This window comes from Sphingomonas psychrolutea, from assembly GCF_014636175.1.
Classification (GTDB): Bacteria; Pseudomonadota; Alphaproteobacteria; order Sphingomonadales; family Sphingomonadaceae; genus Sphingomonas; species Sphingomonas psychrolutea.
Map to the genome: position 1 here is coordinate 70,512 of NZ_BMDW01000010.1, position 23,346 is coordinate 93,857.

Annotated in this window: 27 protein-coding genes and 1 tRNA gene; 18 read left to right on the forward strand and 10 right to left on the reverse strand. The window is 63.8% G+C overall.

The features are described from left to right. The first annotated feature begins 66 nt into the window (after positions 1–66). From IEV62_RS09730 to IEV62_RS09740, 3 genes are all read left to right on the forward strand, one after another. Positions 67–501, forward strand: coding sequence for an ExbD/TolR family protein (locus IEV62_RS09730; RefSeq protein ID WP_188446926.1), 435 nt, complete (start codon positions 67–69; stop codon positions 499–501). A gap of 96 nt (positions 502–597) precedes the next feature. Further along, the gene (locus IEV62_RS09735) at positions 598–1,278 is read left to right on the forward strand and encodes a hypothetical protein (RefSeq protein ID WP_188446928.1); all 681 of its coding nucleotides are present in this window, start codon (positions 598–600) and stop codon (positions 1,276–1,278) included. 25 nt (positions 1,279–1,303) lie between these two features. Then, positions 1,304–1,651: a DMT family protein gene (locus IEV62_RS09740; RefSeq protein ID WP_188446929.1), complete on the forward strand. Its 348-nt coding sequence runs from the start codon at positions 1,304–1,306 to the stop codon at positions 1,649–1,651. On the opposite strand, the gene IEV62_RS09745 is transcribed toward IEV62_RS09740, so the two are convergent. Together IEV62_RS09745 and IEV62_RS09750 are read right to left on the reverse strand one after the other, a co-directional pair. Next, positions 1,635–1,841 (reverse strand): hypothetical protein, encoded by a 207-nt coding sequence (locus IEV62_RS09745; protein ID WP_188446931.1) that lies wholly within the window; start codon positions 1,839–1,841, stop codon positions 1,635–1,637. The two genes, IEV62_RS09740 and IEV62_RS09745, sit on opposite strands and share 17 nt — an antisense overlap. 42 nt (positions 1,842–1,883) lie before the next feature. Beyond that, positions 1,884–2,075 carry a hypothetical protein gene (locus IEV62_RS09750; RefSeq protein ID WP_188446933.1) on the reverse strand — a complete coding sequence of 64 codons (192 nt, stop codon included), beginning with the start codon at positions 2,073–2,075 and terminating at the stop codon, positions 1,884–1,886. Positions 2,076–2,136: 61 nt separating this feature from the next. Here IEV62_RS09750 and IEV62_RS09755 point away from each other — a divergent pair, with 61 nt between their 5' ends. Then, the gene (locus IEV62_RS09755; protein WP_188446935.1) at positions 2,137–2,844 is read left to right on the forward strand and encodes a Crp/Fnr family transcriptional regulator; all 708 of its coding nucleotides are present in this window, start codon (positions 2,137–2,139) and stop codon (positions 2,842–2,844) included. Positions 2,845–2,924: 80 nt separating this feature from the next. On the opposite strand, the gene IEV62_RS09760 is transcribed toward IEV62_RS09755, so the two are convergent. Together IEV62_RS09760 and IEV62_RS09765 are read right to left on the reverse strand one after the other, a co-directional pair. Continuing rightward, the gene (locus IEV62_RS09760) at positions 2,925–3,596 is read right to left on the reverse strand and encodes an RBBP9/YdeN family alpha/beta hydrolase (protein WP_188446937.1); all 672 of its coding nucleotides are present in this window, start codon (positions 3,594–3,596) and stop codon (positions 2,925–2,927) included. A 207-nt stretch (positions 3,597–3,803) separates the two neighbouring features. Further along, entirely contained in the window at positions 3,804–4,247 is a 444-nt protein-coding gene (locus IEV62_RS09765; protein WP_188446939.1) for a PaaI family thioesterase, read from the reverse strand. Between the two features lie 77 nt (positions 4,248–4,324). Here IEV62_RS09765 and IEV62_RS09770 point away from each other — a divergent pair, with 77 nt between their 5' ends. The 6 genes from IEV62_RS09770 to proC all read left to right on the forward strand — a co-directional run bounded on the left by IEV62_RS09770 (position 4,325) and on the right by proC (position 7,768). After that, a complete protein-coding gene (locus tag IEV62_RS09770; protein WP_188446941.1) occupies positions 4,325–4,681 on the forward strand; it encodes a winged helix-turn-helix transcriptional regulator in 357 nt (118 codons plus the stop codon). Beyond that, entirely contained in the window at positions 4,662–5,414 is a 753-nt protein-coding gene (locus IEV62_RS09775; RefSeq protein ID WP_188446943.1) for a TlyA family RNA methyltransferase, read from the forward strand. The genes IEV62_RS09770 and IEV62_RS09775 overlap by 20 nt, the downstream gene beginning before the upstream one ends. Positions 5,415–5,491: 77 nt before the next feature. Then, positions 5,492–6,049: a TspO/MBR family protein gene (locus IEV62_RS09780; protein WP_188446945.1), complete on the forward strand. Its 558-nt coding sequence runs from the start codon at positions 5,492–5,494 to the stop codon at positions 6,047–6,049. Positions 6,050–6,067: 18 nt separating this feature from the next. Then, positions 6,068–6,334, forward strand: coding sequence for an accessory factor UbiK family protein (locus IEV62_RS09785; protein ID WP_188446947.1), 267 nt, complete (start codon positions 6,068–6,070; stop codon positions 6,332–6,334). A gap of 109 nt (positions 6,335–6,443) precedes the next feature. Further along, complete coding sequence (locus IEV62_RS09790) at positions 6,444–6,956, forward strand: type III secretion system chaperone family protein (protein ID WP_188447029.1); 513 nt, start codon at positions 6,444–6,446, stop codon at positions 6,954–6,956. 11 nt (positions 6,957–6,967) lie between these two features. Continuing rightward, positions 6,968–7,768 carry a pyrroline-5-carboxylate reductase gene (gene proC, locus IEV62_RS09795; protein ID WP_188447031.1) on the forward strand — a complete coding sequence of 267 codons (801 nt, stop codon included), beginning with the start codon at positions 6,968–6,970 and terminating at the stop codon, positions 7,766–7,768. Here the strand turns inward: proC and IEV62_RS09800 are convergent. Then, positions 7,765–8,253, reverse strand: a complete 489-nt coding sequence (locus IEV62_RS09800) for a MarR family winged helix-turn-helix transcriptional regulator (RefSeq protein WP_188446949.1) — start codon at positions 8,251–8,253, stop codon at positions 7,765–7,767. The genes proC and IEV62_RS09800 overlap by 4 nt on opposite strands. Positions 8,254–8,321: 68 nt before the next feature. On the opposite strand from IEV62_RS09800, the gene IEV62_RS09805 reads away from it, so the two are divergent. From IEV62_RS09805 to IEV62_RS09815, 3 genes are all read left to right on the forward strand, one after another. Further along, positions 8,322–9,455 carry a branched-chain amino acid aminotransferase gene (locus tag IEV62_RS09805; protein WP_188446951.1) on the forward strand — a complete coding sequence of 378 codons (1,134 nt, stop codon included), beginning with the start codon at positions 8,322–8,324 and terminating at the stop codon, positions 9,453–9,455. A gap of 107 nt (positions 9,456–9,562) precedes the next feature. Continuing rightward, positions 9,563–9,637 (forward strand) — tRNA-Gln (locus IEV62_RS09810). Positions 9,638–10,118: 481 nt separating this feature from the next. After that, positions 10,119–13,100, forward strand: a complete 2,982-nt coding sequence (locus IEV62_RS09815; RefSeq protein ID WP_188446953.1) for a TonB-dependent receptor domain-containing protein — start codon at positions 10,119–10,121, stop codon at positions 13,098–13,100. 64 nt (positions 13,101–13,164) lie between these two features. On the opposite strand, the gene IEV62_RS09820 is transcribed toward IEV62_RS09815, so the two are convergent. Next, positions 13,165–14,187 carry a hypothetical protein gene (locus IEV62_RS09820; RefSeq protein WP_188446955.1) on the reverse strand — a complete coding sequence of 341 codons (1,023 nt, stop codon included), beginning with the start codon at positions 14,185–14,187 and terminating at the stop codon, positions 13,165–13,167. A 77-nt stretch (positions 14,188–14,264) separates the two neighbouring features. On the opposite strand from IEV62_RS09820, the gene IEV62_RS09825 reads away from it, so the two are divergent. The 3 genes from IEV62_RS09825 to IEV62_RS09835 all read left to right on the forward strand — a co-directional run bounded on the left by IEV62_RS09825 (position 14,265) and on the right by IEV62_RS09835 (position 18,659). After that, positions 14,265–15,545 (forward strand): aspartyl/asparaginyl beta-hydroxylase domain-containing protein, encoded by a 1,281-nt coding sequence (locus tag IEV62_RS09825; protein ID WP_188446957.1) that lies wholly within the window; start codon positions 14,265–14,267, stop codon positions 15,543–15,545. A 53-nt stretch (positions 15,546–15,598) separates the two neighbouring features. After that, the gene (locus IEV62_RS09830; protein ID WP_188446959.1) at positions 15,599–17,071 is read left to right on the forward strand and encodes a tetratricopeptide repeat-containing sulfotransferase family protein; all 1,473 of its coding nucleotides are present in this window, start codon (positions 15,599–15,601) and stop codon (positions 17,069–17,071) included. 145 nt (positions 17,072–17,216) lie between these two features. Further along, entirely contained in the window at positions 17,217–18,659 is a 1,443-nt protein-coding gene (locus IEV62_RS09835) for an amino acid permease (RefSeq protein ID WP_188446961.1), read from the forward strand. Here the strand turns inward: IEV62_RS09835 and IEV62_RS09840 are convergent. Both IEV62_RS09840 and IEV62_RS09845 read right to left on the reverse strand, forming a co-directional pair. Further along, complete coding sequence (locus IEV62_RS09840) at positions 18,656–19,048, reverse strand: type II toxin-antitoxin system death-on-curing family toxin (protein WP_188447033.1); 393 nt, start codon at positions 19,046–19,048, stop codon at positions 18,656–18,658. The two genes, IEV62_RS09835 and IEV62_RS09840, sit on opposite strands and share 4 nt — an antisense overlap. Next, entirely contained in the window at positions 19,049–19,294 is a 246-nt protein-coding gene (locus IEV62_RS09845; protein ID WP_188446963.1) for an AbrB/MazE/SpoVT family DNA-binding domain-containing protein, read from the reverse strand. An 89-nt stretch (positions 19,295–19,383) separates the two neighbouring features. Between IEV62_RS09845 and IEV62_RS09850 the strand changes: the two genes are divergently transcribed. Both IEV62_RS09850 and chrA read left to right on the forward strand, forming a co-directional pair. Beyond that, positions 19,384–20,334 carry a cation diffusion facilitator family transporter gene (locus IEV62_RS09850; protein WP_188446965.1) on the forward strand — a complete coding sequence of 317 codons (951 nt, stop codon included), beginning with the start codon at positions 19,384–19,386 and terminating at the stop codon, positions 20,332–20,334. Between the two features lie 80 nt (positions 20,335–20,414). After that, a complete protein-coding gene (gene chrA, locus IEV62_RS09855) occupies positions 20,415–21,791 on the forward strand; it encodes a chromate efflux transporter (protein ID WP_188446967.1) in 1,377 nt (458 codons plus the stop codon). Here the strand turns inward: chrA and IEV62_RS09860 are convergent. Next, positions 21,788–22,465: a DUF4893 domain-containing protein gene (locus tag IEV62_RS09860; protein WP_188446969.1), complete on the reverse strand. Its 678-nt coding sequence runs from the start codon at positions 22,463–22,465 to the stop codon at positions 21,788–21,790. The genes chrA and IEV62_RS09860 overlap by 4 nt on opposite strands. A 74-nt stretch (positions 22,466–22,539) precedes the next feature. Beyond that, positions 22,540–23,325, reverse strand: a complete 786-nt coding sequence (locus IEV62_RS09865; protein WP_188446971.1) for a 3-hydroxybutyrate dehydrogenase — start codon at positions 23,323–23,325, stop codon at positions 22,540–22,542. Positions 23,326–23,346: the final 21 nt, after the last annotated feature.

The following is a 23,346-nucleotide window of genomic DNA, read 5'->3' on the forward strand; positions in this document are numbered from 1 at the left end:
TTCTTAGGGCTTGCGGCGCCGTCAGGTTGTAATACGCTGTATCATAACCTGGCGGGAGTTATGCCAATGCGCACGCGCACCTTCGCCCCCATCCACGTCCCGCAAAGCCAGCCGCTGGTCGCGATGAACATGACGCCGCTAATCGACGTCCTGCTGGTGCTGATCGTGATGATGATCCTGACCATCCCGATCATGACACACAAAGTGCCGATCGACTTGCCGCAACCGGGCTTGCGCAATCCCGGGCCGCACAGCGTGCACCGGCTCGATCTCGGGGCGGATGGACGGCTGGCGTGGGACGGGGTGGCGATTGCCGACGCAGCGCTGCCCGACAGACTCTCCGCGCTGCAAGCCGAGCCCGATGCCGATTTGCAGATCGCTGCGAATGCCGAGGCGCGCTACGAGCGGTTCGACCAGACTTTGGCGGTGATCAAGCTGGCTGGCGTCACCCGGCTGGGCTTTGTCGGCAACGAACGTTTCGCGCGGTTCGACGCCCGCTGAGCGGGGTTGGGTCGATTGTACGGAACGGGTGGGGCGGCGCATCGTTAAGGAACCCCCATCGTCCTAAGGCGATCCTTTTCCGGCGAGTAGCTTTTTATGCCGCGTCCCCAGCTTCTGTTCGTGGTTGTGGCCGTGTCCGTGCTGTTGGCGGGGGCGTGTGCGCCCGTCGTTGACGATGGCAATGTCGCCGTCGATATCAATGCGGCTGCCTTGCAGGCGCAAGACGCGGTCGATGCCTATGGTGCCAGTGCCAGGGAACGCGCGCCGGTCGGGGCCGACGCGCCGAAGGCGCCGGCGGTGGCCGTGGCGAGGGCAGTTGCCCCGCTCGCGCCGCCGGCACCGGGCACGCCGGGCGGCTTGCCCGATGATCGCACGCCATTGTCCGAAGCGCCCTTCACCCCTGATAGTGCGCAAGGTGCGGCCAATGTCGTCCAGACCTATTACGCGCTGATCGGCGAGGGCAAGTATCGCGAGGCCTTCGCGCTACGCGACAGCACCGTGGTTGGTCCAAAGACCGTCAACGCCTTTGCCACCGATTTCGCGCGCTATAGCGAATATCACGCCAATGTCGGCGGCCCGAGTGCGATCGACGCCGGGGCGGGGCAGCGCTCGGTGACGGTGCCCGTCCAGATTTACGCGCGGTTGAAGCAGGGCAAGACACCGGTCTATCAGATTGGCAGCGTGACGTTGCACCGCACCGATGTCGATGGCGCGAGCGCGGAACACCGCCGCTGGCATATCCGTACTATTATGCTGAAGGCTGCACCGCGCGGCTAGGGTCGGCGTTTTACAGGAATTCCATATGCCGACGATCCTGCTGCTGATCGCATCGAACTGCTTCATGACGACGGCGTGGTACTGGCATTTGAAAGGCGGCATGTCGAAGCCGTTGTTCGTGGTGGTCCTGATCAGCTGGGGCATCGCGCTGTTCGAATATTGCCTTGCGGTGCCCGCCAACCGGATCGGATTCGCCGCCGGGTGGAGCGGGGGGCAGCTCAAAGTTACGCAGGAAGTGATCACGCTGGTCGTGTTCGGTGTATTTATGGTGACGGTGTTGGGGGAGCCGCTCGGCTGGCGCCATCTCGGGGCTTTTTTGTGTCTTGTGGGCGCCGCGGCGTTTCTCTTCGTCGGAGTCAGTCACCCTGCATGACGTTGGCGAGCAGCGCGAGATCAGCGCTGTTGACCGCCACACCGGTCGCGTCAGTGTCGGTCGCCACGGCAACGTGATGGGGCGTCGCTGTGCGTGGTCCGAACCCGACCGTATCCTCTGCCGTCCACAGAATGCCAGCGGCCCAAAGCAAGGCGGACCAGCGGCTGAGAAAGAGTTTGCGGAACGGCATCAGACCAGGGTTACACCGCCCCGGTTAACGCACCGCTTCGCGTCATGATGAACGCCATGGCGATTCCGCGTCGGGTTCCTTCTCGGCTATTTCCGCGGCACTCGCGATATGGTGCGCCGATTTCCGCGCTGCAGCGGGCGTCAGCGAGGTGGCCAGGCCATCGGGGCCATCAAGGACGACAATGCCATGTTCGGCAGCCGCGAAAATCGGCGTATCATACGGCGTTCTGGACATTTTTGGTCTCCCACTGGACAGAACGTCCTGCCGATGCGCATGTTCCGGCGAGGGGATACTGATGTACACCAGCCTGTTTCTGAAAACTCATCGCACCCCCGTTATCGACGGGGAGGAGGCGGCGGCGCTCGAATCCGCCGTTGCCCGCACCGCGACGTTCACCGCTAAACAGATCATGGTCCGGCAACAGGTTCCGCTCACGCAATGCACGTTGCTGCTCGAAGGGTTTGTCGAGCGCTATCGCGACACGCCGGAGGGACGGCGCCAGATTTTGGCAATCCATATCCCCGGCGATTTCGTCGATTTGCATTCCTATCCGCTGAAACGCCTCGAACATTCGGTCGCGGCCTTGACCGATGTGAAGGTCGCGATGTTTCCCCACACCGCGGTTCGCGCGCTGACCGCGCAATCGCCGACGCTCACCGAGTTGCTGTGGCGATCGACGCTGATCGATGCCGCGATCAATCGCGAATGGATCGTCTCGGTCGGCGCGCGCAGCGCGGTTGTCCGGCTCGCACATTTGTTTTGCGAAATGTATGTCCGGCTGGAGCGGATCGGCATGGCGCCCGATCGCACCTTCGCGCTGCCGCTGACGCAAGTCGATCTGGCGGATGCAACGGGGCTGACGGCGGTGCATGCCAACCGGATGCTGCGCCAATTGCGCGAGCAAGGTCTGGTTGCGTTTCGGCATGGCGAAGTCGAAATCCTCGATTGGGACGGCTTGCGCGCCTTCGCGGATTTCGACCCGGCGTATCTGTTTTTCGACTAGGGTTTTGCTGGTTTCCTGTCGCGCACCTTGTCCCGTTCGCCTGAACACAGTTGCTCAGGACGAACGGGGTTAGCGGCCCACTAACCCGGCAAATAATGCGCCTGCGCCGCGTCGGTGGCGTTGATCGCGAGGATCGAGCGGGCATCGCCGGGGGTAAGCGGCTTGCCCTTCCGGTCGGCCGACGCGCCGATCACCCGGTCGAGCAATTCCTGGCCCTCGCGCCACCAGCCGATGCCGCTGGCGGCGTTCAGATGCCCTTGCGGTCCGGCATCGACGAAATGACTGCCCCATCCGACTGCGAGGCTGTGCGCGCGTTCGATCGAAATCCACGGATCGTCGCTGCTCGCCACGACGATCGACGGAAAGGGCAGGGGGGTGACGGGCGTTGGCCCGAAGGTCGCCAGTTCGGCCTGGACATCGGCGCGGTCGACATCGGCGGGCGCGACAAGCAAGGCACCAGCGACCGGCCAGCCATACGGCTGCCGCGTCAGTTCCGCCCACCAGGCGACGGCGAGGCAGCCGAGGCTGTGCGCCGCCAGCACGACGGGTGCCTGTGCCGCGCGGATCGCCTGGTCGAGCTTGGTCACCCAGGCATTGCGGTGCGGCGTGTTCCACATCCCGAGTTCGACACGGACGGTGTCGGGGCGCGCGTCCTCCCACAGGCTTTGCCAGTGTGAGGGGCCAGAGCCGCCCAGGCCGGGTACGGTCAGAATGGTCGGTTGAACGGGGTCGAAACTCGAAAAGCTACCCATCGATTCTCTCCCAAAACCCCCGGGATCGGGGCGGAGGAGACGTGGCCGCCCTTGCTCTAGGGGGACGCCGCGCGACCACGCCTCCCATCCGCAAAGATATTCCCACTTAATTGATAGGCAATAGTCTTGCGCCAAGCGGACAGCGGCGTGCGACGATCCGAAATGTGCGCGCGATCCGTCGCAAATGGGGCCGGACCGGGCGCTTTATCATCCGACCGGGACGACGGTTGCCTGCGCCACTGCGGTCAGCACGGGCGGCGACTCGGCGCTTTCGGACCAGACATCGGCGCGGACGATCACCTGGCGCTTACCCGCCTTCACCACACTACCGATCGCGCGCAGCCGCGTGCCGCGTGCCGGTGCCAGGAAGTTGATGCTGTAGGCTCCGGTCACGACATCCCCCGCAACCGTGCTCGCCGCCCAAGCACAGGCATTGTCCGCCATCAGCCCGACGATCGCCCCGTGCGCAAAGCCATGATGCTGCGTCATGTCGGGGCGTACGTGGAGCAGGAGTTCGGATTTGCCGTCCCAGCACAGGATCGGTTCGACCCCGAGAAAGCGCGCGAAGCCCGACTGCCCGACCGCCACTTTCTTCATATAGTCGACCGCCTCGGCATTGTCGGCAAAACGCTGTTCGAACACGGATGCCATCGCGAATCTCCTTAAAGTCCGCAATACAGACTATTGCGGTTTTGGCGAAGCGGCGCAAGCTTGTTAGGAGGGCCGTGATGAAGGCGTACATTCCCTCGCGCGCGCCCTGTCCGATCGGGCGCGCCTCGCGCGTGCTCGGCGATCGCTGGGCGATGCTGATCCTGCGCGAGGCGTTCCTCGGGGTGGAGCATTTCGAACACTTCCTCGACCGGCTCGATATCTCGCGCGCCGCGCTGACCTCGCGGCTCGGGATTCTGGTTGCGGCGGGAGTGTTCGAACGCGTGCCGCCGACGGGCAAGCGCGCGGCGTATCGCCTCACCGAAGCGGGGCGCGCGCTCGGGCCGACCTATGAAGCGATCAAGGCGTGGGGCGATGCGTGGCTGCCACCCGCCCCCAGGCCCGAGAAAGACGCGCATGACCAAGATTCGGGTTGACCAGCTGCTCGTCGATCGCGGTCTTGTCGAAAGCCGGACGCGCGCGCAGGCGCTGATCATGGCGGGGCTGGTGTTCGTCGGCACGCGCAAGATCGACAAACCGGGGCAGACGATCGCCGACGATGCCGCGCTCGACGTGCGCGGGCGCGATCATCCCTGGGTGTCGCGCGGCGGGATCAAGCTCGCGCACGGGCTTGATGCGACCGGGTGGGATGTCACCGGCGTGGTCGCGATCGACGTCGGTTCCTCGACCGGCGGGTTTACCGACGTGCTGCTCCAGCGTGGCGCGGCGCGGGTCTATGCGGTCGATAGCGGCACCAACCAGCTCGCGTGGAAACTGCGGCAGGATGATCGCGTGGTCGTGCTCGAACAGACCAGCGCACGCATCCTGACCGAGGCGCACATCCCCGAGCCGGTCGATCTGATCGTGTGCGACGCCAGCTTCATCGGCCTCGCCAAGGTGCTCGAACGCCCGCTGACCTTCGCCAAACCCGCCGCACGCTTGCTCGCCTTGATCAAGCCGCAATTCGAGGCCGGCCGCAGCGAAGTGGGCAAGGGCGGCGTGGTGCGCGATTCTGCGGTTCATGCGCGTGTCTGTGCCGAGGTCTCGGCATGGGTCGTGGCGCAGGGGTGGCGCGTCGATACGCTGGTCGAAAGCCCGATCACCGGCCCCGAGGGCAATGTCGAATTCCTCATCGGCGCAACGCGCGACGGTGCCGCGGCGGGCGTATGAAAATTATCCGCACATCGGTGCGCGTCCTCCTCTATAGTGCAGCGCGGCATTCGCGGATTCGGGGGAGGACGTAACGCTTGAGAGAAGTTGCATCGAAACAGCAATTACGGCTGTCATTTCTCCGTTGGGCGGTGGTGACCGTCCCGTTCGTGCTGCTGCTCGGCTTCACCGCGGCGCGGCTCGCGCCGTCGGGGCCGGAAAACCTGTGGTACGCAGCCATCATCAAGCCCGATATTACGCCGCCCGACTGGGCGTTTCCGGTCGCGTGGACGGCGATCTATATCCTGCTCGGTCTGTCGCTTGCCATGATCATCCACGCCCGCGGGTCGCGGCTGCGTGGCGCGGCGATCGCGCTGTTCGGGGTACAATTGGCGGTGAACCTGACCTGGTCGCCGGTCTTTTTCGGGATGCATCAAGTCACTTGGGCGCTGGGCATCGTCGGCATCATGTTCGCGCTGACCTGCGCGATGACGCTGCTCTTCGCCCGAATCCGGATCGTCGCGGCGCTGTTGCTGGTGCCATATCTGGCCTGGTTGCTCTTTGCCGGCTATCTCAACTACCAGATCATGGATTTGAACCCCGGGGCGGAAACCCTTGCGCCACCCACCTCTAGTTCCCAGATCATCAAGTTATAACGCACTGGATTTTTGACCATGCAAGCCGACAATAAGATTTTTGACGATCTCGTGAAGTTCATGAACGGCGCGGCGGGGACGCTGGCCGGTGTCGGGCGCGAGGCCGAGGCGGGCGCGCGCGCGCGCGCCAAGGAATGGATTGGCGGGCTCGATTTCGTCAGCCGGGACGAATTCGACGCGGTAAAGGCGATGGCGGCGGCGGCGCGCGATGATGCCGATGCGTTGCGCGCACGGCTCGACGCGCTCGAGGCGAAAGCGGTAAAAAAGCCGAAAGCCGAAGGCTGAGCACGATTTTGTCCACAGCTTTCTCTACAGCGTTGCCCACCCGTTCCTTGTCTCATCGCCGACTTCGCGCCACCCTGCGGCGCAGCACGGTGCGTGGAGGCACACAGTGATGCTCGACGAAGCCGATTATGATCGCGATGACGCCGCGCCCATCGACATGCTCGAAAGCTATTTCGCGGCGCATGGCTGGGAACATGAGCGTCAGGACGACGAGGTTATCGCCAAGGTTAAGGGCAGCTGGACGCAGTATGAATTGCGCGCGCTGTGGCGGGAAGAAGACAGCGTCATCCAGTTCCTCGCCTTCCCGGATATCCGCGTCGCCGATGACCGGCGCGTGGCGATTTACGAAGCGATCGGCCTGATTAACGAGCAATTGTGGGTCGGCCATTTCGAACTGTGGTCGTCGAGCGGGATCCTGCTCTATCGCCATGCCGCGATGATCGAGAGCCCGACCGATTCGGGTGGCGGCACGATGTCGCTCGGCGCGGCCGAATTGCTCGTCGAAAGCGCGATCGACGAATGCGAGCGCTTTTACCCCGTCTTCCAGTTCGTCCTGTGGGGCGGCAAAACCCCCAAGGAAGCGCTCGCCGCCGCGATGACCGAGACGCAGGGCGAAGCGTGACGGCGGCGCCGATGCGGATCGCGCGCGTCTGGATGATCGGCTGCGGCAATATGGGCGGCGCGATGCTGCGCCAGTGGATCGCGCGCGGGACGCTGGCGGCCGATTCGGTCGATGTCGTCAATCGCGCTGACCGACTTTTGCCCGCGGGTGTACGGCAAGCGCGCGACCTCCCCGCCGGGGCGCTGCCCGATGCCGTCGTGCTGGCGATGAAGCCACAGCAATTGGATGACGTGGCCGCGCGCTTTGCCGATCGGTTGGCAGGCGTGCCGGTGCTGCTATCGATCCTCGCTGGCGTCGAGGAGGCCGCGCTTGCGCGCCGCTTTCGCGCCGGTGGAGTGCTCCGCGCCATGCCCAATCTCCCGGTCGGCATCGGCAAGGGCGTGGTCGCGCTCGACACATCGCGCGACGATCCCGCCATGCGCCGGGCCGTCGCTACGCTGATGGCCCCGCTGGGCTTGGTTGAGTGGGTCGCACCGGCGCAGTTCGACGCGGTCACCGCGCTCGCCGGCAGCGGACCAGCGTTCCTCTATCGCTTTATCGATGCGCTGGCCGCCGCCGGGGTCGCGCAGGGGCTGCCCGCGGACCAGGCGCAGCGGCTCGCGCTCGCGACAGTGGAGGGGGCAGGCCTCTTGGCTTCCGCCGCTGATGTCGGTCCGGGGGAATTGGCCGAGCGCGTGGCGAGCCCCGGTGGATCGACCCGCAAGGGCCTCGACGTGCTGGACGCCGACGGTGCGCTGACGGTTCTGCTCACCGAAACGATCGCCGCCGCCACCCGGAGCAACGCCGAGATGGCCGCCGCCGCGCGCGCTTAGTCGCGCAAACCCGAAAGCCGCGCGAGGTCAGCGTCGCCGATCATCCCTTCCAGCACCGACCAGAAGCCGCTGACCGCGCTTTGTCCGGCGCGCGCGTACGCCGTTGCCCAATGCTGCCGCACGGTTTCGAACAATTCATATTCCAACGCGGCACCTGCGTCGGACAAGCGCAGCAAACGCTGCCGCCGGTCACGCTCGCCAATGCGCGTCTCGACCAGATCGCGATCGCCCAGTTCGTTGAGCACGCGGCCGAGCGATTGTTTGGTGATGCCGAGCAAGCCGAGCAGCGCGCTGACCGTCAGATCCGGATGTCGTGCGATAAAGTACATGGCGCGGTGGTGCGCCCGGCCCAGTCCCATTCCCGCCAGCCGCGCCTCGGTCGATCGTGCGAGCGTGCTTTGGGCGAAATATAGCAACTCCATCCCGCGCCGGATTTCGGTCTCGCGGAGGAAGAGCGGTGAAGCGGAAGCGATTGCGGTGGCCATTGTTGACCGCGTTTGACGCCTCCCGTACACCCCATCAACCCTAAAATTTGTAACAGAATGTCGCATCTATGCTGCACAACATGTCCCTCGCTTCCGACCCGGCCATCGCCGCCGATGCTGTGCCGACCTTCGCGGTCGAGCCAAGCGCGACCCCGCTTGCCGTCAACGAGCGCGCGGCCTTGCTCACCAACCCCGGCTTCGGGCGGGTCTTCACCGATCATATGGCGACGATTCGTTATAGTGAGGCGAACGGCTGGCATGACGCCAGGGTCGTGAAGCGTGCACCGTTTCAGCTGGATGCCGCGTCGGCGGTGCTGCATTATGCGCAGGAGATTTTCGAAGGGCTGAAGGCGTATCGCTTGCCCGATGGTGGCGCGGCGTTGTTCCGTCCGCACGCCAATGCCGCGCGCTTCCGCCGCTCGGCCGAGCGGATGGCGATGGTGCCCTTGCCCGATGATCTGTTCGTCGAATCGGTCCGTGCGATCGTGCGGCAGGAGGCCGACTGGATTCCGGATATCGAGGGCGGCGCACTGTATCTGCGCCCGTTCATGATCGCGAGCGAAGTGTTCCTTGGCGTCAAACCCTCGACCGAATATCTTTATGCGGTGATCGCGTCCTCGGTCGGTGCCTATTTCAAGGGTGATGCACCCGCCGTAACCCTGTGGGTGTCGCAGGATTATACCCGCGCGGCACCCGGCGGCACTGGCGCTGCCAAATGCGGCGGCAATTATGCCTCGAGCCTGATCGCGCAAGCCGAAGCGACACGGCAGGGGTGCGATCAAGTGCTGTTCCTCGACGCGGTCGAGCGCCGCTGGATCGAGGAACTGGGCGGCATGAACATCTTCTTCGTGTTCGATGATGGCAGCATCGCGACCCCGGCGCTGACCGGCACGATCCTGCCCGGAATTACGCGCGATTCGTTGATCACGCTCGCCCGCGACATGGGGCTCGTCGTGCGTGAGGAACCCTATGCGATCGACCAGTGCCGCGCGGACGCGGAAAGCGGTCGCCTGCGCGAGGCGTTTGCGTGCGGCACCGCCGCGGTCGTTACGCCGATCGGCACGATGAAGCAGAAGGACGGCCAGTTCCAGATCGGCAGCGGCGGCCCGGGCCAGATCACGGGGCGCTTGCGGCAAGCGTTGATCGACATTCAACGCGGCCACGCGCCCGATCCGCATGGCTGGCTCGACCGGGTGATCTGAGGGAAGCGCGACGCCGCTGCGCATTACTTGTGGAAAAGCGCCATCGCCCCCTTTCCATCCGCGCATCACCGCCGTAAAGCACCGCGCTCCCGGCTTGGCCGGGATGTTGGGGCGTCGCCAAGTGGTAAGGCAGCGGCTTTTGATGCCGCCATTCGCAGGTTCGAACCCTGCCGCCCCAGCCAAACAGCACCTAATTGCAAATCGTTGAAAATCTTACCCTTCGCGCCGAAGCCGCGGATGGCCGGGATCGTGGTGGCATGGCGTCGGGGAACGAAGGGCTGTGCTCCAGTATGACGCTCTGAAACACGCCGGATCGCCGCGCGCCAATGGCGCCGAGGCGCCGATCAATGCGACCGGACCGGCACAAACGGCGCGCCGCGCGGGTCGCTCTCGATACCAGATTATCTCAACTAACCCATTCTAAAAACGAAACTTAATACCAGATATTGTCACCGGTAGGTGTGGCTCTTTTGTTACAAGCATCCGATAAAAGGCCGAGAACGGACTAAAATCCGGAACGGTAGCTTTACAAAAATACGGCCGCTGACCTAGTTGAGGGTAGAACTAAAGTGAAACTGCGGCCTGCAACGTCGGGCCTATCGTTCAACTGTCCAGCCGGGCACGCCCTTGATGCCGTGCCGGTTTGGTCAAAAAGGGGTGTTTATGAAAAAAACTGCAACTTCGCTCGCGCGCTTGAGCGTTGGCTCGGCTATCTCGGTCCTGGCATTCGCCAGCTTTGCTTCGTCGGCTTCCGCGCAAGTGGCACCAGCCACCGTCGCGAGCCCGGACGAGGCGACGCCGAACACCGACATCGTCGTGACCGGTACGTTGATCCGCAACCCCAATCTGACATCGTCGTCGCCGATCAAGGTCTTGAACGAGAGCGAAATCACGAAGCGCGCACCGAACACGGTGGAAGAATTGATCCGTGGCCTGCCAGGCGTTTCGCCGGGCGTTGGTTCGCAGGTCAATAACGGCGCGAATGGCACCAACACGGTCGATCTTCGCGGTCTCGGCGCTCAGCGCAACCTGGTCTTGCTCGATGGTAACCGCCTCGTTCCGTCGCGTGCCGATGGTGTCGTCGATCTGAACGTCATTCCGCTGGCGCTGATCGATCGCGTCGATTTGCTGACCGGTGGCGCATCGACCACCTACGGCGCGGATGCCGTGTCGGGTGTCGTGAACTTCATCACCAAGCGTAACTTTACCGGCCTTGACGTTCGGTTTGCGAACAAGATTTTGGGTACGGGCGATGGCTATTCGTTCCGCGGTGACATCACGGTCGGTGCGAACTTCGCTGACGATCGCGGCAACGCCGTTCTGAGCTTCGGCTATACCAAGGTAGACCCGGTCTATCAGATCCAGCCCTTCTCGATCTTCGGCATCAGCAGCACCACCGGTCGCGCATCGGGCGCGTCGTTCACATCGGTGCCGACGACTATTTCGTTCCCGACCGCCGATCTGCAGGTCGCCAATGGCGGCGGCTCGTTGGTCCCGCAATATCAGGGCTTCAACTTCAATCCATACAACATTTTCCAGACCCCGCTGATCCGCAAGAGCATCTACGCAGCGACCCATTATGACGTCGCCGACGGCGTGGAATTCTATGCGCGGGGCATGTTCTCGCAGAACACCGTTCAGTCGATCATCGCGCCATCGGGCGTTTTCGGCAACGCGCTGACGATCCCGGGTAACAACCCGTATCTCAATTCGACGATCCGCGATCAGCTCTGCACGGCGAATGGCATTCCATTGGGCGCGACGTGCAACACCAACCCGGCAATTCCGCTGCCAGGCGTCTATCGTCGTCTCGTTGAAATCGGGCCGCGCGTCAGCACGTACCAGAACAATCTGTACGATGCGCGGATCGGCACGAAAATCGATATCGCCAAGTCGACGAGCCTCGATATTTCGGCGTCTTATGGTCGCAGCGAGCAGACGTCGACCCAGTCGGGATACGTCATTACGCAGCGCGTCCAACAGGCGCTGAACGCCACCAATACCACGACCTGCATCGACACGACGGGCAATTGCGTTCCGGTCAATCTGTTCGGCGCGGCTGGCTCGATCACCCCTGCGCAGGTTGCGTTCCTGCAGGCGCAGAGCACGATCCGCATCAACACCGAACTGTACCAGGCACGCGCAGTTCTGTCGGGCGATTTCGGCAGCTTCCTGCCAACGTCGGATAAGGCGATCAGCTACGCCGTCGGCGTGGAATATCGCAAGTATAAGTATGACCGCATCCCGGATGCGTTCGCGCAGGATCCTTCGGCACTCGGCGGTGCGGGCGGCGCGACGCTTCCCTTCACCGGCGGCTATGACGTGACGGAAGGGTTTGGCGAGTTGATCGCACCGATCGTGACGGACAAGCCGTTCTTCAACGACCTGACGCTCGAAGCCGGCATCCGCTATTCGTCGTACAATGTTCAGGCGGCAGGCAGCCCGCATTTCAACACGACCACTTATAAGGGTGGCGCAACGTGGGAGCCGGTGAAGGGTGTTCGCTTTCGCGGCAACTACCAACGTGCCGTACGCGCGCCGAACATCGGTGAATTGTTCGCCCCGACGGTTACGGGTCTGACCAACGTGAGGACCGAACCCTGCGTAGGTACTGCACCTCTGTCCAATGCAAATCTTGCGGCAGTTTGCATCGCACAGGGTGCCCCTGCGGCCTCGATCGGGCTGATCCAGAACCCATCCGCCGGTCAGGCAAACGCAACGGCTGGCGGTAATGCGCTGATCAAGCCGGAAAAGGCCGACACCTTCACGCTCGGTGCCGTGTTCACGCCAAGCCAGTTCGTCCCGGGTCTTTCGATCAGCGTCGATTATTTCGATATCAAGGTGAACCAGGCGATCACCTCGGCGCTGCCTAGCGATGCGCTCAACGCGTGCTTCGGCAATATCACTGCAGCATCCGCAACGTCGGCCGCCTGCACCTCGATCCGCCGCAACCCGGCCAATGGTCGTTTGAGTGGGCCGTCCGCGACGACCTTCGGCCTGCAAACCCCATTGACCAACAATGGCCGCTACGCGACCGATGGGATCGATTTGACGGCTGATTATGGTCACAAGTTCGGAGAGTTCGGGCTCGACCTTAACTTTCGCGGAACATGGACCAACCACTTGCAGTTTTCCGCTTCGCCTACGTCGGTTTCGCGTGATTGCGTCGGGTACTTCAGCGTGAATTGCGGACCGAGCTTGGGTCAGATCTTGCCGGAACTGACTTGGCAGCAGCGCACGACGCTGTCGGCTCCGGGCGTCAGCCTATCGGTCCTGTGGCGGCATCTCGACTCGGTCCAGTATGAGGGCCAGGCTCCTGACTATGTGGCGCGAGGCTTTACGGCCGCGAACCGCAATCTTTTCAGCGGTGTCGTGACCAATGCCGCTGGCGCGAGTTCGGCACTCGCCGGACAGACGGTCAATTTCAACCGCATCCCGGCGTACAACTATTTCGACCTGACCTTGCAGTTCGAGGTAGCGAAAGAGTTCGTCTTGACGCTGGGGACGCAGAACCTGTTCAACAAGCAGCCTCCGGTCGTTGGTGGCCAGGCTGGTTCGACGGCGGCGGGATCGGGCAACACCTTCCCATCGACCTACGATCCACTGGGTCGCTCGTTCAACGCGGCAGTGCGCGTCAAGTTCTGATCGGTAACGATCCGACGACACACATTGGGGGTGGCCTTCGGGCCGCCCCCTTTTTTTGTCCTGCTTATGGCGCGGGTAGCAGCGGATGGGGCGGCATAATCGCGATTCCGGCGCTCTCGGCGACCTTTTCGGCCCAGGTCAGCACCATTGCCAATTCTTCGGCATAGGTGCCGGCCGCCGCTTTCTGGTTGGCCTTGCGGGCGTCCGCGTCGAAATCTCCGCCGAACTTGGCGTGCCGCGTGAACACCGATGCAACGATCTCCGCCCGCTCCGCATCGCTCGACGGCACGCCGAACAGCGTATCGAGCGCCTCCAACGCCGCGGCGGGCCGCGCGAGCAATCCTTCACTGTCGAGCGTACGAACGCGCATCGGCCACCGTTCGACGAGCTTGGCAAACAGCGCCTGTTGCGCCAGCCATCCGCTGGCGGCGACTTGCAGGTCGGACTGCAGGAAGATCTCGTCCGGCGCGAAGCCAAGATCGACCAGCCCCTCCTTCATGAATTTGGCGAGCAGATCGCGCACCCACAATCGGCCCCACAGGCCTTTGCTGGCGATCGAGCCGAGATATACCTCCAGCGGCGCATAGAGCAGCACCGCCGCGGCGTCGGCGCGGTCCGCCAGCATGGTCATTGCCAAGCCGTTGACGACGTTGGAGGGTTTTATGACGCACACCTCGCCGGCCTCGAACGGTCGTGCGAGCGTTGCCAGGCCGTCTTGCAAAACGGCGCGAATCTGTGCCGGGGCACCGCCACGATGTCGCCAGCCGACAAGATCGTTGAGCAGCACCGGCTCTTTCAAGCTGAACGCGCGCCCGGGGCGATCATAGGCATTGGCGACCAGCGTCGAGCAGCAATAGGCGGAGTGAAATACGAAATTCACGCGCTGTCCGGACGCGGCGGGTGCGATATCGCCGCGCCGCACGACCAGCGCGTCGCCAAGATCGGGCAATTCGGCATCGGTCAAAAAGGCGGCGTGACGCCGCCGCGCGCGATCGACCGCGACGAAATGGATCGCGTCGTGGCCCGGATCATAACGATGCGCCAGCCATTCTGCGGGAAGCCGGACTTGCTCGGGCGCTGTCGTCATTCCACCATCCTCGTAGCGCGGCGGCGCGGGATTGCAGCGCGCTTGCCCGCGTTGGACCATTATGCTTTGGTCGCGGTATGGCACACCGTGACGCAGCGATTGAGGCAATTTTGCGTGAAGCGTCAAGCTTGCGGCAACAGGGCCAGACGCAACGCGAACGCGCCTTGCTCGACCGGGCCATTGCGGCGCATCCTGCCGACCCCGCGATCCACAACGCCCATGGTCTGCGGGCGTTGTCCGACCAGGCATTCGACGTTGCGATTACCAGTTTTACCAACGCGGTCGCGGCCGACCCGACCGAGCCTGCGCTACGTCTCAATCTCGCCGCGGCATATCGGGCCAAGGGCGACGTGGGTGGCGAGCGCCAAAGCCTTCAGGATACGCTCGATCTCGACCAATTGCATTTCATGGCACGCCTTCGTCTGGCCGAGTTGTTGCAGCGCGAAGGCGAGCTCTCGGGTGCAGCGCCGCATTGGAGTGCGGTCCTGCAAATCGCGCGCAATGCCGCCGAACGCTCGGATGCGATCCTTGAGATTGAACGTCGTGCAAGCCGGTTCCTGGACGAGCATAACGCAGCCTATGCTCAGGCGCTGGACGTTGAACTTGGTGCGCCGCTGGCCGAGGCCGCAACGTCCGATCGGTTCAAGGCGTGCGCTGAATATACGCTTGGCCGGCGCAAGATTTATCATAATGTGTGCGCCGGGGTCCATTTCCCCTTTCTTCCTGCCGACGAATTTTTCGACCGCGCACACTTCCCGTGGCTCGCGGAACTGGAGGCCGCGACACCGCAGATCCGCGCCGAAGCGCTGGCGTTGATCGCCAACGGCGCATCCGCGATCCGGCCGTATGTCCGGCTGGACGCGGGGACGCCCCAAAACAAATGGAGTTCGCTCGACGATTCGCCGGAATGGAGCGCGTGCTTTTTATGGGAGCAGGGTGCGCAAAACGAGGCGATCTGTGCCCTTTGCCCAGATACCGCATCGGCGCTCGCGCGCGTGCCGCAAACGCAGCTTCCGGGCAAAGCGCCATCGGCGTTCTTTTCAATCCTGCAGGCGAACGGCAAAATTCCACCGCATACCGGCGTTACGAACACGCGCGCGATCGTCCACCTGCCGCTTGTTGTGCCTGACGGATGCGGGTTCCGGGTTGGTGGTGAAACGCGCGCCTGGCGCGAAGGCGAGGCCTTCGTGTTCGACGATACGATCGAACATGAGGCGTGGAACCATAGCGATCAACACCGCGTCGTGCTGATTTTTGACGTGTGGAATCCGCATTTGACGGTGGCGGAGCAGGAACACCTTAAAAAGCTCTTTGCCGTTGCCGATCGGCGCACGTCGCCCGAAGCCTTCGGCACCTAATTGCGCCATCGGCACGGCCTAGCATTCCTGCAAACCGATCGGTACGAGGTGTGATGTCCGACGCATCATCGAGCGAGTTGTTGAAAAACGCGGAAGCCCAAGTCCGCCTCGGCGCGTGGCAGCAGGCAATTCCGTCGTTTCAGGCAAGCCTGGCGATTGACGCAGCCCAGCCCGACGCCTGGTTCAATTTGGCATGGGCGCAGCGCGCCGTCCGCGCGTTTGACGAGGCTTTGCAGTCCTACCAGCAAGCGATCGATCGTGGTGTTTTGCATCCTGAGGAAGCGTACGTAAATCGCGCGGCCATCCTGTCGGACCATCTCGATCGCCCGCAATGCGCAATTGCCGAGCTTGAGGCAGCATGTCTGGCTAATCCGGTCTTTGTCCCGGCTTTGCTCAACCTCGGCAATGTGTATGAAGACTTGGGGGAGCCCGACCGCGCGCGCGCCGCCTATCGTCGCGCGTTGGTCGTTCATCCCGGCAATGGTCGCGCGCATGCGCGGATCGGGATGATCGACCTCGCTGTTGATCAGTCAGATGGCGTTGTCGATCGCCTGAGGACGGCACTCGACCTCACAACGACGCTGGAGGACCGCGCAGAGCTGCTGTTTGCGCTCGGCACGGCACTTGATGGCGTCGCTGACTATGACGACGCATTCCAGGCGTTCGAAGCTGCCAATTGGATCGCCCGGTCGATTGCGCCGCAGCGCTATGACCCGATCGCACAGGAACGTCTCGTTGATCGGCTGATTGCGGCCTATCCGGTCGACCGACCGGTGCCTGTGCGGGGCTCAGCACTCGGGGCGCCAATTTTTGTCTGCGGCATGTTTCGGTCCGGTTCTACTTTGTTGGAGCAGATTCTCGGGCGGCATAGCGAGGTTCGCTGTGGCGGTGAGCTGGAGGCAATTCCCGCGCTCGCGTCCACGCTGCTGCCTTACCCCGAGGCAGCGGCGGCGCTGTCCGCTGACCATGCGTCAGCATTGCGCGCCGATTATTTGAAAATGGTGCCCGCTACCGGTTTCATGACCGACAAGCGCTGTGATAATTTCCTGCACATTGGCCTGATCAAGACGCTCTTTCCGGAAGCCAAGATCGTTCATACGCGCCGCAACCCACTCGATACATTTCTGTCGATATACTTTCTCCATTTCGGCGACGGCATTACTTACGGCAACGATTTTTTTGAAATATTGCATTTTTACAAGCAGTATCGACGGCTGATGTCACATTGGTACTGCGTTTTCGGCGTTGATATTATTGATGTCGACTATGACCAGCTTGTTGCCGAACCCGATAAAGCGATCTTCGACGTGATTGCCGCGCTTGGTCTTCCGTGGGAGGAGCGCTGCTTGGCCGCCGCGGGCTCCAAAAACGTGCTGCGGACGGCCAGCGCATGGCAGGTCCGGCATCCCGTTCATCGTCGATCCTCCGGGCGGTGGCAGCGTTATCGCCACCATTTGGAAGGGGTCGTCGCGGCACTCGCACAAATGGAAGAGGACTTTGCGTCGCGGCCACCCTCGGCCACTTGACGCGCCGCTGGTTCCTTGGGAGCCGGTGCAGTGCTGCGGTCCCGCGCAGTGCCGGGGTCAGCGTCATCGTCGCACGGGGTTTTCACGATCGGCAATCGCGCGCTAAGCCATACGCGAACGGCGCTTGAGCCGACCCGGGGGAAGCATGGCCGATTTGTTCCGAAAGAAGATTATTGCTTTGGGCGACGATCGCCCGGTCGAGCATCGCCTCGCGCGCACACTGTCCTGGCCGCACCTCGTCGCGCTGGGGGTGGGGGCGATCGTCGGGACCGGGATCCTGACGCTGATTGGGGTCGGCGCAGACCGCGCCGGGCCGGCGGTGCTGGTCAGCTTTGCCGTCGCGGGCGCAATCTGCGCGTGCGCGGCGCTATGCTATGCCGAAATGGCGACGCTGATCCCGGCCTCGGGCAGCGCCTATACCTATAGCTACGCGGTGCTCGGCGAAGTGATCGCCTGGGTCGTCGGGTGGAGCCTGATCCTCGAATATTCGCTGGTGGTTTCTGCAGTCGCTGTCGGCTGGTCGAGCTATGCCGTGGGGTTCCTGAACTATGTCGGCATCGTGCTTCCCGAAGGGCTGACCCACGGCCCGACGGTGGCCGGGAACCTGTTCGACGGGACGTTGCGCCTGACCGCCTCTGGGATCAACGTGCCTGCCATTTTCATCATCGCTACGGTCGCCGGATTACTGACGCTGGGCACACGCGAGAGTGCGCGGATCAACACTGCGCTCGTGCTCATCAAGGTCGCGACGCTGATCCTGTTTGTTGCGGTCGCGCTGCCGCATTTCGACGCTGCCAATTTCCGCCCGTTCGCGCCGCACGGCTTCGGCACGGTCGAGGCGGCAGGGGGCGTAAAATACGGCGTGATGGGCGCCGCTGCGATCATCTTCTTCGCTTTCTACGGCTTCGACGCGATCTCGACCGCCGCGGAAGAGGCCAAGAATCCCGAGCGCGACTTGGCGATCGGCATCGTGGGGTCGATGGTGGTGTGTACGATCATCTATATGGTCGTCGCTGCTGCCGCGATCGGCGCCGCGCGGCCCGATGTCTTTGGCAAGAGCGCCGAGCCGCTCGCTTTGATCCTGCGTCAGATCGGGCAGGGGCCGATCGCCGCGATCGTCGGCATCGCCGCCGCGATCGCACTGCCGACGGTGATCCTCGGCTTCCTCTACGGCCAGAGCCGCATCTTTCTGGTGATGGCGCGCGACGGCTTCCTGCCGCCCAAGCTCGCGCAAATTTCGGCGCGCGGCACCCCGGCGCGGATCACGCTGGTGACGGCGATATTCGTCAGCGTGATCGCCGCGCTGACCCCGCTCGACGTGATCGCCAGCCTCGCCAATGCCGGGACGTTGTGCGCCTTCGTCGCGGTCGCCGCGTGCGTGCTGGTCTCGCGCCGCCGTGACCCTGCCGCGCGCCGCCCGTTCCGCACGCCGCTTGTGTGGATCATTGCCCCCGCCGCGATCCTCGGCTGCCTCTATCTGTTCACCAGCTTGCAGACGGTGACGCAGGTCTCGTTCCTGGTGTGGAACGGAATCGGCCTTGCGGTGTATTTCGCTTATGGCCGCGCGCGGGCGTTGGTGGCGGGCTAGGCCGCCACGATCCGCGCGCGGAACCAAGCGGTGAGGGCGTCGACCGTTAGTTCCCCGGCGGCCAGCGCGAGGAACGTCGTGACGAGCTCCACATCGCTGCAATCGAGCCGATAGCCGTTCAGCACCAGAAAGGTTTCGCTAACCACCGCAGCCGTGCGCTTGTTGCCATCGACGAACGGGTGATTGCGCGCGATCCCGAAGGCATAGCTCGCCGCGAGATCGGCCAGGTCAGGTTCGCCATAGGCTACCAGGTTGAGCGGACGGGCCATCGCGCTGTCGAGCATATTGGGATCACGCACACCGGTGGCGCCGCCATGCTCGGCAAGCTGCTCCTCATGCGCTGCAAGCGCGACCGCGCGGTCGACCCAGATCCAGTCCTCGGCCACGATCTATTTTGCCAATTCCCGCAAAGCGTTGCGGCGGCGCTTCATCACCTCGCGCGCGGCCTCCATCTGCACCGCAAAACCGTCATCATGACGGCGCAAACCGATCCCCTCGGGGCTGTCCGTCACGTCGACCGTGTCGCCGAGTTCGACACCCATTTTGGCAAGCGTTTCCCGCGGCAAGATTACGCCGACCGAATTGCCGATCTTGATGAGCTTGAGCTGCTTGGCGGGGATGAAAGGCGCGTTCATACGCTTGTTATAACATTGCTACAAAAATATACAACGGGTGACAGGGCACGCCCGCCCCGCATACAGCACCCCCAACGGGAGCCTCCACCATGTCCGCGTCCAAGCAAGACGGTTCAAACCTTGTCGTCATCGCCGCCTTGCTCGCCAATCTCGGCATCGCGGTCGCCAAATTCGTGGCGGCGTCGATCACGGGATCGTCGTCGATGCTGACCGAGGGGTTCCACTCAATCGTCGACAGCTTCAACCAGTTGTTGCTGCTCTACGGCCAGCAGCGCGGGCGGCGGCCGCCCGATGCGGCGCACCCGTTCGGCTATGGACGCGAGCTGTATTTCTGGAGCTTCGTCGTCGCGATCCTGATCTTCGGGGTCGGCGCGGGCGTCTCGATCTATGAAGGCTGGGCGCATTGGAACCACCCTGAGGAATTGCGCGATCCGCTGGTCAATTACATCGTCCTCGGCGTCGCACTCGTGCTCGAGGGCGGCTCGTGGTCCCTCGCGGTGCGCGAATTCGCCGCCGCCAATCGCGGGCGCGGCTGGTGGGCGGCGGTGCGCCAGTCGAAGGATCCGGCGGGCTTTATCGTCCTGTTCGAGGATTCGGCGGCGCTGGCCGGGCTGCTCGTCGCAGGCGTCGGCATCTGGGCGAGCCATGCGTGGGGCGATCCGCGCATTGATGGTCTCGCCTCGATCGTGATCGGGGTGATCCTCGGCGTGGTCGCAGCACTTTTGGCGCGCGAGGCCAAGGGTCTGCTGATCGGCGAAGCGGCCGATCCTGCGGTCGTCGCGCAGGTCCGCAAAATCGTCGATGCACGACCCGAAATTACGCACGTCAATCACGTCCGCACGCTCCATACCGCGCCGCAAAGCATCTTCGTCGCGATCAGCGCCGATTTCCGCGACACGCTGACGATGGGTGAGGCCGAGACGCTGATCGAGGAAATCGAGACCGCGCTCAAAGCGGCCGAGCCGATGCTGTCGTCGATCTACATTCGCCCCGAAAAGCGCGAAGATGCGGGGGCCCTGTCGATCACCCCGCGCGCATAGCCAAGCTTGGCGGCGCGCAAGCTCTGATCCCCTTTCGCACGCCGCACAATCTGCGATGCTGCCGCTTCAGGAGGATCGGGATGAGCAACGCGACAGCACCGGCAGATCACGGCGTCACGCTCGCCAGCGCGGTGCGCGTCTGGGCGCGGATTGCGGCCTTATCGTTCGGTGGCCCGGCGGGGCAGATCGCGGTCATGCACCGCATTCTGGTCGAGGAAAAACGCTGGATCGGCGAGCAGCGTTTTCTCCACGCACTCAATTATTGCATGCTGCTGCCGGGGCCGGAGGCGCAGCAATTGGCCATCTATATCGGCTGGCTGATGCACCGCACGCTCGGCGGGGTGATTGCGGGCGTGCTGTTCGTGCTGCCGGGGATCGTGTCGATCATGGCGCTCAGCTGGATCTACGCGCTGTACGGCTCGACTGGGATCGTCGCGGGCCTCTTCTTCGGGTTGAAGGCAGCGGTGCTGGCGATCGTCGCACAAGCGGTCGTGCGGATCGGGCGACGGTCGCTGGGAAACCGCGTCCTGCTTGGCGTCGCGGCGGCGGCGTTCCTGCTGATCTTCTTCTTTGCAGCACCTTTCCCGCTGATCGTGCTCGGGGCAGGTGTGCTTGGCTATGTCGCGACGCGCGCCGGGCGGGGCGAGTTTCGCTCGGGCGGTCATGGAGGGGGGAAGGATGGCTTTGCCGATGCCGACAGCTTGCTCGGCGAGGCGCTCCCCGACCATGCCCGCGCGGCCGGCTGGCGCGCGCTGAAGGTTCCGGCGGTCTGCGCGCTCGCCTGGGGCATTCCGGTCGTCGCGCTGCTGCTCGCGTTTGGACCGGAGAATGTCTTCACCCGCGTCGCGCTCTTCTTTTCAGGCGCGGCGCTGGTGACCTTTGGCGGGGCCTATGCCGTGCTCGGCTATGTCGCGCAGGCGGCGGTGCAGGACTATCACTGGCTCCGCCCGGGCGAGATGCTCGACGGCCTCGGCATGGCCGAGACGACGCCGGGCCCGCTGATCATGGTGCTACAATTCGTCGGCTTCATGGGCGCGTATCGCGATGCGGGGGCGCTCAGTCCGCTGCTCGCCGCGACGCTCGGCGGGTTGCTCGCGACGTGGGTGACGTTTGCGCCGTGCTTCCTGTGGATTTTCCTCGGCGCGCCCTATGTCGAGCGGCTGCGCGGCAATCGCGCGCTGTCGGGTGCACTCGCGGCGATCTCGGCGGCGGTGGTCGGCGTGATCCTCAATCTGGCGTTGTGGTTCGGGGTCCACGCCGTGTTCGCGCGCGTAACGCCAGTCGCAGCGGGCCCGCTCCGCTTCGACGCGCCGGTACTGACGAGCGTTGACCCCTGGGCGCTCGCGCTCAGCGTCGCGGCGTGCATCGCGGTGCTGCGCTTCAACGCCGGCGTGCTGCCGACGCTCGGCGCGGCGGCGGCGATCGGGGTCGCGCTGCGGCTGAGCGGGGTTCGCTAAGACTTCGGCACAATCTCCACCACATCCAGCAGCGACTCAAACCGCGGGTGCGGCAGCACCAGCCGCCAGCGGCGGGGGCCGATCCGCTCGACATAGCCCGCCAGATCGCGATTGGCGTCTTGCCCGTAATTGAGCGGCTTGGTCTCATCGCCCAGCACCATCGTGCCGAGAAACACCGCGCGCGACCCCGAATCGGGGAAGATCAGCCCGACCGGCCGCTGCGCGCCCGAGACTTTGTAAAGGCTGGACATCTCGCCCTCGTCCACCACCGTGCAATCGACGGCGGGATAGGCCGTGAGATTGTGCATCGCGGTACCGTTGGCACCGAGTTTCAGGACGCGGCAGCGATAGGCGCCGGGCGGCGGCTTGGCCCCCGGCAACACGCGGTCCGGGTCGAACAAGGCCGGATCGGCCTGCAACACCGCGAGATCGTTCCCCGCCGTGACCGTCGCCACCGCATCGACCCACGCCTGGCGCCAGCCGCGCAGGCGAACGCGATCGGCCGGCGTTGCGACCCGTCGCCAGTCAGCGGTGTTTTCCACGCCGGGGACGATCGCGCGGGGTGGCCCGATTCGCACTTCGATCTTCTTGTGACCCTTGTCGCCATTGCCCAGCAGCAACGGCGTGGCAAAAGCACACAAAGCCGATCCAAACAGGCGGGCAGAGAACTTCAAGGCGATGGTTCTTTCGTTGCGACCTACGCCCAACTAACCACGGCCCCGGAAGGTTGCCAATACGCCCTTTGGTCTCAGGCGGCGGTCCAGCCACCATCGACGGACAAGTTGGCACCGGTGATCGCTTTTGCTTCGTCGCGGCACAGGAACAAGGCAAGCGCCGCGACCTGTTCGACCGTCACGAATTCCTTGGTCGGCTGCGCTTCCAGCAGCACGTCATTGATGACTTGCTCGCGCGTCAGCCCGCGCGCCTTCATCGTGTCGGGGATTTGCCCCTCGACCAACGGCGTCCAGACATAGCCGGGAGAAATGCAATTGACGGTAATGCCATGCGTCGCCGTCTCCAGCGCGATCGTCTTGGTCAGCCCGGCAAGGCCGTGCTTTGCCATGACGTAAGCGGATTTATTGGGGGAGGCGACGAGCGAGTGTGCCGATGCGGTCGAGATGATCCGCCCCCATTTCGTCGCCTTCATCAGCGGCACCGCTGCCTGCATCAGATACCAGGCCGAGGTGAGGTTGATCTTGATGATCGCCTCGAACTTGTCCGCCGGAAAATCCTCGATCGGCGCGACATGCTGAATCCCGGCATTGTTGACGATAATGTCCGGCCCGCCGAGCTCGGCATGGCAGCGCGCGACCATCGCGGCGATCTGGTCGGGTTTGGTCATGTCTGCGGCATCGTAGAGCGCCTTGGCCCCGCTTGCCGCTTCCAGCTTGACGCGCTCCGCCTCGATTGCCGCGGCGTCGCCAAAGCCGTTGATGACGACGTTCGCGCCCTCGGCAGCAAACACTTTGGCATATTCGAGCCCAATGCCCGAGGTTGAGCCAGTAATGATCGCGGTCTTGCCTTTAAGAAACATCGCAGGTCTCCGTAGCTGTCG

Bases quoted from the DNA above. Each gene is read 5' to 3' on its own strand.
- IEV62_RS09760 (WP_188446937.1), bottom strand. From the start codon at position 3,596: ATGGGTAGCTTTTCGAGTTTCGACCCCGTTCAACCGACCATTCTGACC.
- IEV62_RS09765 (WP_188446939.1), bottom strand. From the start codon at position 4,247: ATGGCATCCGTGTTCGAACAGCGTTTTGCCGACAATGCCGAGGCGGTC.
- proC (WP_188447031.1), top strand. From the start codon at position 6,968: ATGCGGATCGCGCGCGTCTGGATGATCGGCTGCGGCAATATGGGCGGC.
- IEV62_RS09825 (WP_188446957.1), top strand. From the start codon at position 14,265: ATGGCACACCGTGACGCAGCGATTGAGGCAATTTTGCGTGAAGCGTCA.
- IEV62_RS09785 (WP_188446947.1), top strand. From the start codon at position 6,068: ATGCAAGCCGACAATAAGATTTTTGACGATCTCGTGAAGTTCATGAAC.
- IEV62_RS09790 (WP_188447029.1), top strand. From the start codon at position 6,444: ATGCTCGACGAAGCCGATTATGATCGCGATGACGCCGCGCCCATCGAC.
- IEV62_RS09845 (WP_188446963.1), bottom strand. From the start codon at position 19,294: ATGAACGCGCCTTTCATCCCCGCCAAGCAGCTCAAGCTCATCAAGATC.
- IEV62_RS09735 (WP_188446928.1), top strand. From the start codon at position 598: ATGCCGCGTCCCCAGCTTCTGTTCGTGGTTGTGGCCGTGTCCGTGCTG.
- IEV62_RS09775 (WP_188446943.1), top strand. From the start codon at position 4,662: ATGACCAAGATTCGGGTTGACCAGCTGCTCGTCGATCGCGGTCTTGTC.
- IEV62_RS09755 (WP_188446935.1), top strand. From the start codon at position 2,137: ATGTACACCAGCCTGTTTCTGAAAACTCATCGCACCCCCGTTATCGAC.
- IEV62_RS09830 (WP_188446959.1), top strand. From the start codon at position 15,599: ATGTCCGACGCATCATCGAGCGAGTTGTTGAAAAACGCGGAAGCCCAA.
- IEV62_RS09865 (WP_188446971.1), bottom strand. From the start codon at position 23,325: ATGTTTCTTAAAGGCAAGACCGCGATCATTACTGGCTCAACCTCGGGC.
- IEV62_RS09770 (WP_188446941.1), top strand. From the start codon at position 4,325: ATGAAGGCGTACATTCCCTCGCGCGCGCCCTGTCCGATCGGGCGCGCC.
- IEV62_RS09835 (WP_188446961.1), top strand. From the start codon at position 17,217: ATGGCCGATTTGTTCCGAAAGAAGATTATTGCTTTGGGCGACGATCGC.
- IEV62_RS09805 (WP_188446951.1), top strand. From the start codon at position 8,322: ATGCTGCACAACATGTCCCTCGCTTCCGACCCGGCCATCGCCGCCGAT.
- IEV62_RS09750 (WP_188446933.1), bottom strand. From the start codon at position 2,075: ATGTCCAGAACGCCGTATGATACGCCGATTTTCGCGGCTGCCGAACAT.
- chrA (WP_188446967.1), top strand. From the start codon at position 20,415: ATGAGCAACGCGACAGCACCGGCAGATCACGGCGTCACGCTCGCCAGC.
- IEV62_RS09730 (WP_188446926.1), top strand. From the start codon at position 67: ATGCGCACGCGCACCTTCGCCCCCATCCACGTCCCGCAAAGCCAGCCG.
- IEV62_RS09800 (WP_188446949.1), bottom strand. From the start codon at position 8,253: ATGGCCACCGCAATCGCTTCCGCTTCACCGCTCTTCCTCCGCGAGACC.
- IEV62_RS09815 (WP_188446953.1), top strand. From the start codon at position 10,119: ATGAAAAAAACTGCAACTTCGCTCGCGCGCTTGAGCGTTGGCTCGGCT.
- IEV62_RS09740 (WP_188446929.1), top strand. From the start codon at position 1,304: ATGCCGACGATCCTGCTGCTGATCGCATCGAACTGCTTCATGACGACG.
- IEV62_RS09850 (WP_188446965.1), top strand. From the start codon at position 19,384: ATGTCCGCGTCCAAGCAAGACGGTTCAAACCTTGTCGTCATCGCCGCC.
- IEV62_RS09745 (WP_188446931.1), bottom strand. From the start codon at position 1,841: ATGCCGTTCCGCAAACTCTTTCTCAGCCGCTGGTCCGCCTTGCTTTGG.
- IEV62_RS09820 (WP_188446955.1), bottom strand. From the start codon at position 14,187: ATGACGACAGCGCCCGAGCAAGTCCGGCTTCCCGCAGAATGGCTGGCG.